Origin of the sequence: Streptomyces sp. NPDC005202, assembly GCF_040608235.1 — a bacterium.
Taxonomy (GTDB): Bacteria; Actinomycetota; Actinomycetes; order Streptomycetales; family Streptomycetaceae; genus Streptomyces.
In genome coordinates, this window is sequence record NZ_JBEXHW010000003.1 from 399818 (window position 1) to 412244 (window position 12427).

The following is a 12427-nucleotide window of genomic DNA, read 5'->3' on the forward strand; positions in this document are numbered from 1 at the left end:
TGAGTACGGCTCCTCAGTCGCCGTGCGGTCAGCCCCCCGCGATGACCTCGGCCAGGAAGTCGTCCACGCCGACCTCCTCCTCGCCCGGTGCCACGACCTCATGGGTCTCGCGCAGGAAAGCCGCGACGGCCGGCACCCAGACGAACACCACCGCGTGGTGCCGGCCCCCGTCGGGGTGGGCGTTGCCGTAGAACTCCATGCACAGTTCCTCCCACGGGCCGGTCGAGACGGGACGGAAGCGGACGTCGCCGATCCCGACCGGGCCTGACAGTCCGTCACCGAGCATCTCCCGGTCCAGCTTCCACCGGGCGAGGACCCGGCCGTCGTGGCTGAACACGACCGTGACGGCGAACGGGTCGTCGGCGTCGTAGCTCAGGTGCGCCAGCACGGGAAAGCGGTCCGTGGCACCCGCCTGGAGTTGCACCACCAGGGTCTTGTGCACGAAGGAGTTCACGAGAGGGGCCCTCCCAGGACATCAGGACGTAGAGCCCTCTAGTACCCCTCCCACGCCCAAGATGCTCAGGCGTCCCGGTGATTGTCCCCGGCCCCGCGCGGTGCGCGTCCGCGAGGAGCGACGCCCCGACGGGCCTCCTCCCGGCTCGTCGCGCGGTCAGCCGAAAGCGTCGTGCAGCGCGGGCAGCAGCGTCTTCGCCGACCAGTCCAGGTACGCCTCCTGCGACTCGCCGCCGATCTGCACCAGCGCGATCTCGTTGAACCCGGCCTCGGCGTAGGGGCGTACGGCCTCCACGAAGGCCTCCGGATCGTCGCCGCACGGAATCGACTCGGCGACGTCGTCGGGCGCGACGAACTGGGTGGCCGACTCGAACGAGTCCGGGTGCGGGAGCTCGGAGTTGACCTTCCAGCCGCTGCCGAACCAGCGGAACTGCGCGTGCGCGCGCTTCACGGCCGTGTCGCGGTCGGGGTCGTAGCAGACCGGCAGCTGGCCCACGCGCGGCTTGCCCTCGCCGCCGTGCCGGTCGAAGGCCTCCAGGAGACCGGCCTTGGGCTCGGTGGCGATGACCAGGTCGGCGAGATGGCCCGCCAGCTTGCAGGACTGCTCGCCGGAGACGGCGATGCCGATGGGCGGCGGCTCGTCCGGCAGGTCCCACAGCCGCGCCGACTCCACGTCGAAGTGCGTACCGCGATGGTTGACATGGCCGCCCTTGAACAGGGCGCGGATGATCCCGACGGCTTCCTCGAGCATCTCGTGGCGTATGTCGACGGACGGCCAACCGCCGCCCACGACGTGCTCGTTGAGATTCTCGCCCGCGCCGAGGCCCAGCCGGAACCTGCCCTGCGCCAGCAACTGCATCGTCGCCGCCTTCTGCGCCACGACCGCCGGGTGGTAGCGGAAGGTCGGACAGGTCACGTACGTCATCAGCGGGATGCGCGAGGTCGCCTGGGCGGCGGCGCCGAGGACGCTCCACGCGTACGGCGAGTGCCCCTGTGAGCGCAGCCACGGAAAGTAGTGGTCCGAGGTCACCGAGAAGTCGAAGCCGACCTCCTCGGCCCGCACCACATGGTCGACCAGCTCACGCGGGCCTGCCTGCTCGGTCATCATCGTGTATCCGATTTGCACCATAACCGCCGAGTCCCCGGCTCGCGTGACCGAAAACGAGGATCAGGTCGACGCCGGGCGGAAGGTCTTCAGGAAGACGTCCAGCGCCTGCCGGCTGGCGGCCTTGCCGAAGTCGTCGGCGGGGGTCGTCCAGCGCAGCGAGAAGCTGCGGTGGTCGCCGAGGAGGAAGCCGCGGCCGAAGGTGTGCACGCGCTCGTCCCCGGTGCCGGACAGCCACTCCATGTCGGCGGCCTTGTGCCCCTGGTACGTCGTCGCGCGGATGTCGCCGATCCGGCGGTAGCCGGCGGACTGCCCCAGGTCGGGCTCGACGTCGTCCCGCCACACGGCGACCGGGTCCGGGCCGACGCGTTCGCTGTAGGTGACCGCGAGGGTGCGCGGGTCGCCGGTCGCGCCCAGGACGACCCGGTACGCCAGGTCGGACACGCGCGTGGTGCGCAGCGGCTTCCATCCCGTGGGCAGGGCCACGGAGAAGCCCTCCGGGGCGTCGTAGCGGCGGTAGCCGGCCGGCAGCCCCGACGCCGTGGCCGAGGAAGAGGCCGTCGGCGTCGCGGACGGCCGGGGCGTGCTGCCCCCGGTCCGTCCGGCGGGCCCGGTGGCGGCGGCGGAGGGGCGGTTCGCGGTGCCGGAGGCGGAACCCGACGTGCCGGTGCCGGGGAGTTGGTGGGTCGCGGCCAGCACGGCGACCGCGACGGTGACGACGGCCAGGGCGGTGCCCACGGCCATGGTCCGTCTGCTCCAGGCCCGGCCCGCCTCAAGGGCCGCGGCGTACGCGCCCCGCACCCGGGGCCGGGGGACGTTCGCCGCGACCGTGTCGGGGTCCTCGCTGACCACGCGGGTGAGCGCCTCACGGACCACCGGACGGGTCAGCCGCTCCCGGGAGTCCTTGCGCAGCAGCCCTCCCACGGCCTGGGTGAGCGGTCCGGCACGCAGCGGGGTGCGCAGCGGCAGCCGGTCCACGCCCTTCAGCGTGGCCTCGGGGCGGCCCCGGTCGCGGAACGGTGGGCGCCCCTCGACCATCGTGTACAGGATCGCGCCGAGCGCCCACAGGTCGGCCGCAGGTCCGACGCGCTCGTCACGGGCCTGCTCCGGGGAGGCGTACGACGGTGCGGTGATCCGGGGCGCGAGGGTCGCGCCCGCCAGTCCGAAACCGGTCACCACGACACCGCCCCGTTCCCGTACGAACACCTGGCCGGGGCTGAGTTCGCCGTGCGTGACGCCCTCGGTGTGCGCGGCCTCCAGCACGTCGAGCAGTTCGAGCCCGATCCGGGCCGCTCGCACATAGTTGAACGTCCCTTCCTGCGCGAGGAGTTCGCCCAGGGGCGTGCCGTCGATCCACTCGGTGACCGTCCACAGCGTCCCGGTCTCCACGATGGCGTCGACGACCGTGGCGACCCGGCCCGGCCTCATCAGCCCCATGGTCTCGGAGGTGCGCATGATGCGGGCGGTGATCCGGCGCGCGCTCTCCTCCCCGGCGTCGGCCGGGAGTGCGACCTGTGTCAGCAGGCGGGGGCGCTCCGCCTCGACGTCCTCGCCGTACCAGCAGATGCGGTTCGTTTCGCGGTGGACGACATCGAGGAGCCGGTACCGCCCGGCGACCCACTCGTGTGCGGAGACGTGCGCCTTGACCATGGTCATCCCTCGCTGAACCCCTGGCTCTCACCTTTCCCAGTGGTACGGCGGCCCAGACGGTGTGTGTTCAAAGGATCGACAACCAATCGGCCGTCCTTGCCTTTTATTCGTTCGATGCGACCGGGTGTGCGAAGAAATCCGGTCGACGCGGCGGGAGGAGGCCGACCTCGGCCGGTGGTGCGCCGGGCGTGCCGCTGGGCGGCGGACTCGTGGGACCACAATGGCCTTCGAGAAATTCCCGTTTCCGTCCGAGCAGTACGCCCGCGCAATTTCCCGCGGGAATCCGTCGGCCGAATGCACCGCGGCCGACCTGTGGTAACCAGCGGTAAAGGCGATCGTCGGCCGCATTCGAACTCGCGGCGCCCGGCCTACCGCTTTTTCGGGCGCACCTCAGCGCAGCCCGAAGTGGTCCGCCCAGGACATGACGTCGGCGGTCGTAGCGTTGCCCCCGCACACCACCAGCCCGAGCCGGGCGTCCGGCCCGACCCGCTCCCGCACCCGCCGGGCGGCCGGCAGGAGACAGCCCGCGGCGGGCTCGGCCCACACCTTGGCGTGGTCGGCGAGGTCGAGGCAGCCCTGGACGGCCTCCCGGTCCGGGACCACGAGCACCTCGGTGACCAGGGCGGAGACATGGTCGTACGTCAGTTGCGACACCGCCGGGGCGCTCAACGTCGACACGATCGACGACAGCGCCACCGGCACCGGCCCGCCCGCCTTCAGCGCCTCGGACATGGCCTGGGCGCCCTCCGTCTCCACGCCCCAGATCCGCACGCCGGGACGGAGCGCGTGCAGCGCCGTCGCCACACCCGCGATCAGCCCGCCGCCACCGATGCTGACGAGCACGTCGGTGAGCTCGCCGGCGTCCTGGGCGAACTCCAGCCCGACGGTGCCCTGACCGGCGATCACGACCGGGTCGTCGAAGGGGTGGACCAGGGTGAGCCCCTCGTCCCGCAACCGCGTCGCCAGCGCGAACGCGCCGTCCATGTCGGCGGTCAGCCGCACCGACGCCCCGGCCGCCTCCGCGATCCCGACGGACCGGGCGGGCGCCGACCGCGGCATCACCACCGTGGCCTTCACGTGGAGGGCGGCGGCCATCACCGCGAGCGCGATCCCGTGGTTGCCCCCGCTGACCGCCACCACGCCCGCGGCCCGCTCGGCCTCGCTGAGCGAGAGCAGCTTCGCCGTCGCGCCGCGCGCCTTGAACGAGCCGGTGCGCTGCAGCAGTTCCAGCTTCGCGGTCACCGGGGCGCCGAGCAGCGCGGACAGGCCGGGGCTCGGCACGGTTGGGGTGCGGACGACATGTCCGGCGATCCGCTCGGCCGCGGTTTCGATCTCCGAGATGCCGATCAAGGCAGTTCACCTTTCCGGCGCGGGGCGAGGATCCGCGCCGCTTGGCACCCTGACCCGGGGACGCGGCGCGGGTCAACACCTTTCAGAGGTCGCGGCCGACGAGGAAGGCAGGCAGCGACCGCAGCTGGGCGGCGGCCGTCGCCTCCAGCGGTGCTCCGGCGAGAGCCGTCTCCGCGGCGGCGACATGGCGACGGGCCTCGGCCAGTGCCGCCGTACGGCCGCCGGCCGCCTCGATCAGCGCGACCGCCTCGGCGGGGTTCCCGTCCGACTCCAGCAGCGCGGCGAGACGCCGGGCGTCAGCGCCGGGCGAGTTGAGCGCAGCCAGCACGGGGAACGTCTTCTTGCGCTCGCGCAGATCGGCGTGGACGGGCTTGCCGGTGACCGCCGGGTCGCCCCACAGGCCGAGGACGTCGTCCACCACCTGGAAGGCGATCCCGAGGTGCCGTCCGGCCCGGTCCAGCGCGTCGGCCGTCGCCGGGGACGCCCCGCCGAGCACGGCACCCAGCGCTGCCGCACAGCCCAGCAGCGCACCCGTCTTGTGCTCCGCCATCGCCCGGTACGCCTCCGGCCGCACCCGCTCCGGCCCGGTCCAGGGCCGCGCGGCGAACAGCAGGTCGTCGGCCTGCCCGCGCACCAGGTCGGCGAGCGCCACGGACAGCAGGCGCAGGCCTCCGGAACCACCCGGGACGGCGGCGAGAGTCTCGACGGCCAGCGCGAACAGGGCGTCGCCCGCGAGGACGGCCGGGCCGGTGCCGTACGCCTTCCACACCGTGGGCCGGCGCCGCCGGGTCCCGTCGCCGTCCATGATGTCGTCGTGCAGCAGCGAGAAGGTGTGCACCAGCTCCACCGCGACGGCCGCGGCTACCCCCGCCCGCCCGGGAGCTCCGGCCGCCTCGGCCCCGAGCACCGCCAGCGCCTGCCGTACGCCCTTGCCGCCGGGCGCGGCCGCGGGAGCCCCGCCGACCTCGCACCAGCCGAGCGCGTACCCGGCCATCTCACCCACCCACGGATGCAGCCGCTCCACGGCCTGTGCGAGCGCGGGCCGCACCAACGCCCGGCAGCGGTCGAGGACTTGGGGCGCGTCGACCGCCACCGGCGCGGCCGAGGACAGCGCGGTCATCGCGCGGCCCCTGCGGCAACCGGGGACGCGGTGCGGGCGTCGGCGGGGGAGCCGGGGCCCGTCCTGCCGCCCGCCACGCCGAACTCCTCCTGTGCCCGCGCCACCATCGCCCGCGCGTGGCGCAGGCCGATGCGGTCCATCGTGCGGGCCAGGTCGGCCAGTTCGGCCGCGGTCTGCGTGCGGTCGCGGCCCAGCCGGGCGAGGGACTTGGCGAGTCCGAGCCGGGAGAGCGCCTCGCCGCTCGGTTCGCTGATCGCGCGGAACTCGGCGAGCGCCTGCTCGTACGTCTCCCGTGCCTCGGCGTACCGCCCGGCGCGGTAGAAGACGTTGCCGCGCATCTTGTGGTTGTACGCCAGCGCGCCGGCGAGGTTCATCGCGCGGCAGGTCTGCTCCGCCTGCCACAGGAGCGCGAGCGCCCGCTCCGTGTCCCCGTCGCGCACGGAGACGACGTCGGCGAGTCCGCGCAGGGCCCAGGCGTGGCCGCGCCGGTCGTCGGCGCGCGCGGCTATCCCGGCGGCCTCCTCGAACAGCGCGTACGCACTGTCGTAGGAGCCGGTGTTGCGGTGCATCTGCGCGATGCCCTCCAGCGCCCACACCGTGTGCCTGGCCTCGCCGCGCCTGCGGGCCTCGGCCAGCAGCTGCTCGTGCAGGCGGCCGACGGCCTCGTAGTCGCCCTGGATGCGCCCGGTCTCGGCGAGGCCGGCCAGTGAGTAGCCGCGGACGACGATGTCATCGCCGCGCTCGCCGAGTTCGGCCGCGAGGCCAAGTAACCGCCATGCCAGCGCGAACGCCCCGCGCTGCCGGGCCAGAGTGCCGCCGCTCCACAGGGCCCAGGCCATCGCGGCCGTGTCCCCGGCCTCACGGGCGGCACGGTAGCTCGCCTTCCAGGCCCGGTCCGCTTCCCGCACCTGGCCGAGCCGCCGGTGCGCCTCGGCGACTGCCAGTCCGGAACGCGCCACCTCGCCCCGCTGCCCGGTCCGCTCGGCGGCCGCCAACTGCTCTCTCCCGGCGGCCAGGACCTCGGTCAGCGAGGAGTTCACGGACAGGGAGGTGAGCGCGCCCTGGTACTCCGGGGCGAATGCCTTGCCGTACATGCATGCCTTTCGGTCCGCTGTCTGTTTGTCGAGCGACAGGGACGCCGGGCCGGGACGCGGACGCGGACGCGGTGCACACTCTGTGTATACGCAGTGTGTATAGCGCCGGAAGCCGGCCCCGGTCCGAGGGGCCAGGGCATCACCTGTTGCCGATCAAGACGCCGGCGAGGACAGCGGGGTTGCCTGTGCGGCGCAGATCACTTCCCGGGGCTCAACTCCTCAGTGGGGCTGCTGGGCCTTCTGCGGCGTCGCCTCACTGGGCCGTACGACGACGACGCCCTCGCCCTGCAGCATCAGCTGCACGGCCTCGCCCGAGCCGCCGCGCAGCATCGAACCGAGGGACTGGGAGCGGTGCAGCGACGTCTGGAGGTGAGCGGTCCAGCCGACGACCGCGTCCGTGTCGACGTACACCGGCTGCTGCGGCGTCACCGGTATCACCAGCGGGTTGCCCTCGCACACCAGGCCAAGCCTGCCGTGCCCGGTGAACACGCTGTTGAACAGCCCCCCGCCCGCGATGCCCGACCCCTTCACGGTCTTGATCCGGTACGACAGCGAGGCGTCGAAGCACAGGACGTTGCGGCCGTTGACGGTGAACTCGTCGCCGGGGTCGACCTCGACGACGAAACAGTTCTGTGCCTCGTGCGCGAACCACGCCTCGCCCTGTCCGCGCACCGCCATCAGCGGCAGCCCCTCTCCGGTGACCGCACGCTTGAGCATGCCGCCCACGCCCTGGCCCTTGCGCTCGAACTGCAGGTTGCCGCGGAAGGCCACCATCGAGCCCTGGCGGGCGAACATCTCGCCGTTCACCACGTACCTGATGCATTTGGCGTTCTCGACGGACATGCCAGGTACGGTCGTGGGCGGCACCATGTGCTCACTGGAAAAGAGATCACCCTTCATGCGGGCATCCTGTCCCGGAGGGACTGCTTCCGCCAAGATCACTGGCTGAGGTCGTTCTCCACGGCCGGGCGGGGGAACGGGGCAGGGATCCGCGTCTTCGTCTGCTTGCCGCAGAACGCCGACTCCAGTGTGCGCAGCATCGTGGTCTGCACGGCGCCGTTGTTGGAGGTGTTGGCGAGCGCGGTGAGGCTGCGCCGGCCGTCCTTGGTGGTGAACGCGTACGTGTAGAAGCCCTGGACGACGCCCGTGTGCCCGTAGACCGAAACCCCGCACGACAGGTCGCGCCGGCGCAGGCCGAGCCCGTACGCCTGGGCGGTGCCCGCCGGAACCCACCGCTCCATCTGCGCCAGTTGAGAGGCGGGGAGCAACCGGCCGCCCAGGAGCGCGGAGAGGAACGTGTTCAGATCGCGCGTACTGGAGATGACCGCGCCCGCGCTCTGCGCCCAGGACACCGTCTGCTCGGTGGCGTCCACCAGCGCCGCGCCCGCCTCGTCCGGGGTGAGGTAGCCGTGGGCGTGGCGGCCGGGGATCTTCGTGTCGGGGTGCACGTAGAAGGTGTCGCGCAGCTTCAGCGGCTCGATGATGCGGTTGTCGTACTCGGTCCGTACGGAGTGGCCCGTCAGCTTCTCGATGAGCATGCCGGCGACCACGAAGTTGGTGTTGGAGTAGGCGTAGACGGCGCCGGGCGCGTGGGTGCGCGCGTGCTGCAGGGACCGGGCCACCAACTGGCGGTAGGTGAAGACCTTGCTGCGGACCGCCTCGAAGCCGGAGACGGTCTTCGCGAACATGTCGTTCGTGTAGTCGTACAGGCCGCTGCGGTGGCTGAGCACGTGCCGCACCGTGATCCGGTCGTCGGGCAGCAGGCCCGGGAGGTAGTGGTTGACGGACGTGTCGAGCCTCAGCTTGCCCTCGGCGGCCAGTTGCAGCAGGACCACGGCGGAGAAGGTCTTGGTGGCGCTGCCGATGCGGAAGCGGTCGGCCGTGTCCATCACCTCTGCGGTCGCGAGGTCGGCGACCCCTTCCGTGGCCTTGTGGACCGTGGCGTGGTCGTCGTAGGCCGTGCGGTGGTCGTCGATCCGCGCCATCGCGCCGGGGGCTCCCTGCGCGAGTGCCGTGCGCAGCACACGGCTCAGGCCCGCCGTGTCCGGCGCCGGCAGCGCGGCGGTGGACGCCGCGGCGTCCGGCCGGCGGTCCACCGCGTGGGCCGGCCCCGCCAGGAGAGTCAGCACCAGTGAGCCGGGTACCGCACCCCTGTACACCGTTCGTGAGGCCATACGTTTCCTCTCCCGTCTCCTCCCGCGCGTCGTCCGTGCGAGATCGATCACATTTGGGCGAGGCAACCTTCTCGCATCCCGTCACATCTCCGCAGACGACACACAGTTGGTCACTCATTGATCACTGAGTGGGGTGGATTGGCAAAGGATTGCCATGAAACGCGCGGAAGGCGTCATTCGTGCTTTACATGTACATGACTAATCCATAAGGGTTCCATTCCGGGGCCCGACCAGCCCCCATGGCGCAACCGCGCCATGTCTCAGGGCGGTTGGTGATCCCGGCCGCCTTCGAACGAAGGAACCCTCAAGAGTGCGCAGACCCCACATACGCAGCGTGGCGGTCGCCGTCGCGGTGACGACGGCCGTCACGGGCCTGGCCGGCACGGCGCTGGCCGTCCCCTCCGCGGGGGCGGACCACCCCGTGTCGTCCGCCGGCACCTCTGCCGCATCCGTGGTGGAGGCCGCCCGCGCCGCCGCCTTCGCCCACGCGTCGGCGACCGGCGTCACCCAGGGGGACGAGCTGCGGGCCCAGGATGTGATGCTCGACCCCGAGGGCGCGCGCCACGTCCGCTTCATACGGACCCACCAGGGCATGCCGGTGCTCGGCGGCGACCTCGTCGTCCACCTCGACCGGCGGCTGGCGTACACCGGTGTCACCCGGGCCGCCGACCACACCGTCAAGCCCGCCACCACCGAGGCCAAGCTGACGCCAAAGCAGGCGGAGACCAAGGCCGCCTCCGCCGCCAAGGGTGACGCCGACGGCGCCGAGCTCGTCCTGGACGCCCGTGACGGTGCCTCCGTCCTCGCCTACCAGGTGCGGGTGACCGACAGCGCCACCACCGAGGGCGGCGGCTCCCGGACGGTCGTCATCGACGCCCTCACCGGCAAGGTGCGCAGTAACACGCCCGACAGCGACGAGTTCCTGTCGCCCAAGCTGCTCGACACGCTGCGCGACCGCGGCGAGACGCTCGACCCGGCCACCGGCAATGCCCCGCTGTCCGCCGCCCTCGGTGCGACCCCCGCGGCCGGAGCCGTCCACTACCCGGCACCCGCCACGGGCACCGGCTCCTCCCTCTTCCTGGGTAAGGTCTCGCTGACCACCACCCGGACCGCCGGTACCAGCTACCTGCTGAAGGACCCCAGCCGCTGGGGCACTGAGACGCGGGACGCCAAGAACCGGCTGCTGGAGAACTTCGCGCAGGGTACGAAGTTCACCAGCACGACCAACAAGTGGGGCAACGGCGCCGTCTCCAGCCGCGCCAGCGCCGCCGTCGACGCGCAGTACGGCATCACCAAGACGCTGGACTTCTACCAGAAGACCTTCGGGCGCAAGGGCATCGAGAACAACAGCAAGGGTGCCCAGGCCATGGTCCACTTCGGCAACAAGATCGCCAACGCGTTCTGGGACCCGACGTGCGACTGCATGCTGTACGGCGACGGTGACGGGCAGATGTTCAAGAAGCCGCTCGTCGTCCTCGACGTCACCGGCCACGAGCTCACCCACGGCGTCGTCGACGCGACCGCCAAGCTGGAGCCCACCCGGGTGGACGCCGACGGCAACCAGTACGGCGAGCCCGGCTCGCTCAACGAGTCGCTGGCCGACATCTTCGGCTCCAACGTCGAGTTCTTCACCAACAACCCGAAGAATCCGCCGAACTACCTCGTCGGCGAGAAGCTGGGCCTCGCCCAGAAGTTCCTGCGCCGCCTCGACCATCCGTCCCTCGACAGGCTCGAGGGCACGATCGACTACTGGTCTCCGGCGGTGTACGACACCGAGGTCCACGCCGGCTCGGGCGTCTCCTCGCACGCGTACTACCTGCTCGCCGAGGGCGGCGGCCGCAAGACGATCGGCGGCTTCAGCTACAACTCGCCCACCTACGGCGGGCTGACGGTGAAGGGCATCGGCCGCACCAAGGCCACCGCCATCTTCTACCGGGCGCTGACCCGCTACATGGTCTCCACGACCGACTTCCACGACGCGCGCGTCGCGACGCTGAAGGCGGCCAAGGACCTCTACGGCGCGAACAGCACGGAGTACAAGACGGTGGACCGGGCCTGGGCCGCGGTCAACGTCACTGCCGCCAACACCCCGGCCGACCGCCACTGACAGCAACCGGCCGACGTTCCACGGCGAAACGAAGGTGCCCCGCTCCGAGCGGGGCACCTTCATGTGTGCCCAGCGACTGCTGCTTCTTTTATTACCGCTCCACAAGAGCAGTTCACGTCACACACTGTGGTGGCAGGCCCCCGCCGACGAGCACTCGATGATCCAGCAGGGCCTGCCCGTCGGCAACGGACGGCTCGGCGCCCTCGCGAGCAACGACCCCGGCCGCGAACTCCTGCTGATCACCGACGCCACCATGTGGACCGGCGGCCCCAACGACACCCTGGACGCCGACGGGCAGTTCCCCTACGGCCGCGACGACTTCGGCTCGTTCACGCTGCTGGCCCGGCTCACCGTCGACATCCCCGACCACGACCTGTCCGCCGTCTCCGGCTACCGCCGCACCCTTGACCTCGCCCGGGGCGTGGCGACGACGTCGTACGTCCGCTCCGGAGTGACGTACCGGCGGCAGCTCTTCGCCAGCCGCCCCGACGACGTGATCGTCCTGCACTTCACCCAGAGCGGGGGCGGCCGCCACACCGGCACGGTCACCCTAAAGGCCACACACGGCGAGACGGCCTCGGAAGCGGTGTCGTTCGGTGCCGCCTTCCCCAACGGACTGCGCTACGGGGCCGCCGTCACGGCGTACGGCACCGGTGGCAGCGTCGCTGTCGAAGGCTCGCCCATCGTCTTCTCCGGCTGCACGGAACTGACCGTGGTGGTGAGCGGCGCAACCAACTACGCGCCGAACGCCTCCACCGGATACCGCGACCCGTCCCTCGACCCCGAGCGACTCGCCCGTGCCAAGGTCCGCACCGCCGCCGCCCACCCGGCGGACACGCTGCTGCGCACGCATGTCGCCGACCACCGTGCGCTGTTCGGGCAGCTGGACGTCTCGCTCGGCACGTCGTCCGCCCGGCAGCGCTCCCTGGACACCTGGGAGCGCCTTCAGGCCCGTGCCCGGGACGGCGAGCCCGACCCCGAACTCGAAGCCGCCTACCTCCAGTTCGGCCGCTACCTGATGATCTCGGGATCGCGCGGCAGTCTGCCGCTGAACCTCCAGGGCCTGTGGCTCGACGGCAACGAACCGGACTGGATGGGCGACTACCACACCGACATCAACCTCCAGATGAACTACTGGATGGCCGACCGGGCGGGTCTGTCCTCCTGCTTCGACGCCCTCACCGACTACTGCCTCGCCCAACTGCCGTCCTGGACCGAGCTCACCCGCAGGCACTTCAACGACCCGCGCAACCGCTACCGCAACTCGACCAGGGCCTCGGCGAGGCGAAGTTGGCACCGGGCCCGCTCGTAGACGTCGCCGAAGCCGAACGCCGTGACCGCCTTCTCCCAGGCCGCCGCATCCGGCCCGGAGGT

At 71.7% G+C, this 12427-nt stretch carries 9 protein-coding genes and 1 pseudogene; 2 read left to right on the forward strand and 8 right to left on the reverse strand.

Annotation, left to right across the window (positions count from 1 at the left end; translation table 11 throughout):
- Nucleotides 1-28 precede the first annotated feature (28 nt).
- From ABZV31_RS08590 to ABZV31_RS08625, 8 genes are all read right to left on the reverse strand, one after another.
- Nucleotides 29-454, reverse strand: coding sequence for an SsgA family sporulation/cell division regulator (locus ABZV31_RS08590; protein WP_355889910.1), 426 nt, complete (start codon nucleotides 452-454; stop codon nucleotides 29-31).
- A gap of 156 nt (nucleotides 455-610) precedes the next feature.
- Nucleotides 611-1582 carry an LLM class F420-dependent oxidoreductase gene (locus ABZV31_RS08595; protein WP_355889913.1) on the reverse strand — a complete coding sequence of 324 codons (972 nt, stop codon included), beginning with the start codon at nucleotides 1580-1582 and terminating at the stop codon, nucleotides 611-613.
- A 39-nt stretch (nucleotides 1583-1621) separates the two neighbouring features.
- Nucleotides 1622-3214, reverse strand: coding sequence for a serine/threonine-protein kinase (locus ABZV31_RS08600; RefSeq protein ID WP_355889916.1), 1593 nt, complete (start codon nucleotides 3212-3214; stop codon nucleotides 1622-1624).
- Nucleotides 3215-3598: 384 nt separating this feature from the next.
- The gene (locus tag ABZV31_RS08605) at nucleotides 3599-4558 is read right to left on the reverse strand and encodes a threonine/serine dehydratase (RefSeq protein WP_355889919.1); all 960 of its coding nucleotides are present in this window, start codon (nucleotides 4556-4558) and stop codon (nucleotides 3599-3601) included.
- 82 nt (nucleotides 4559-4640) lie between these two features.
- On the reverse strand, nucleotides 4641-5678 hold the full coding sequence (locus ABZV31_RS08610; RefSeq protein ID WP_355889922.1) for a polyprenyl synthetase family protein: 1038 nt from the start codon (nucleotides 5676-5678) through the stop codon (nucleotides 4641-4643).
- Nucleotides 5675-6772 (reverse strand): tetratricopeptide repeat protein, encoded by a 1098-nt coding sequence (locus ABZV31_RS08615; RefSeq protein ID WP_355889925.1) that lies wholly within the window; start codon nucleotides 6770-6772, stop codon nucleotides 5675-5677. Before ABZV31_RS08615 ends, ABZV31_RS08610 begins: the two co-directional genes overlap by 4 nt.
- Nucleotides 6773-6991: 219 nt before the next feature.
- Nucleotides 6992-7672, reverse strand: a complete 681-nt coding sequence (locus tag ABZV31_RS08620) for an AIM24 family protein (RefSeq protein WP_355889928.1) — start codon at nucleotides 7670-7672, stop codon at nucleotides 6992-6994.
- 38 nt (nucleotides 7673-7710) lie between these two features.
- Nucleotides 7711-8946 carry a serine hydrolase domain-containing protein gene (locus ABZV31_RS08625; RefSeq protein ID WP_355889931.1) on the reverse strand — a complete coding sequence of 412 codons (1236 nt, stop codon included), beginning with the start codon at nucleotides 8944-8946 and terminating at the stop codon, nucleotides 7711-7713.
- Nucleotides 8947-9256: 310 nt separating this feature from the next.
- Between ABZV31_RS08625 and ABZV31_RS08630 the strand changes: the two genes are divergently transcribed.
- Entirely contained in the window at nucleotides 9257-11053 is a 1797-nt protein-coding gene (locus ABZV31_RS08630) for a M4 family metallopeptidase (protein WP_355889934.1), read from the forward strand.
- A gap of 115 nt (nucleotides 11054-11168) precedes the next feature.
- A pseudogene (locus ABZV31_RS08635) lies at nucleotides 11169-12323 on the forward strand (glycoside hydrolase N-terminal domain-containing protein); the annotation flags it as partial.
- Nucleotides 12324-12427 lie beyond the last annotated feature (104 nt).

Excerpts from the sequence above, each read along its gene's own strand:
- ABZV31_RS08595 (WP_355889913.1), bottom strand. The coding sequence starts at position 1,582 with ATGGTGCAAATCGGATACACGATGATGACCGAGCAGGCAGGCCCGCGT.
- ABZV31_RS08600 (WP_355889916.1), bottom strand. The coding sequence starts at position 3,214 with ATGACCATGGTCAAGGCGCACGTCTCCGCACACGAGTGGGTCGCCGGG.
- ABZV31_RS08610 (WP_355889922.1), bottom strand. The coding sequence starts at position 5,678 with ATGACCGCGCTGTCCTCGGCCGCGCCGGTGGCGGTCGACGCGCCCCAA.
- ABZV31_RS08615 (WP_355889925.1), bottom strand. The coding sequence starts at position 6,772 with ATGTACGGCAAGGCATTCGCCCCGGAGTACCAGGGCGCGCTCACCTCC.
- ABZV31_RS08620 (WP_355889928.1), bottom strand. The coding sequence starts at position 7,672 with ATGAAGGGTGATCTCTTTTCCAGTGAGCACATGGTGCCGCCCACGACC.
- ABZV31_RS08625 (WP_355889931.1), bottom strand. The coding sequence starts at position 8,946 with ATGGCCTCACGAACGGTGTACAGGGGTGCGGTACCCGGCTCACTGGTG.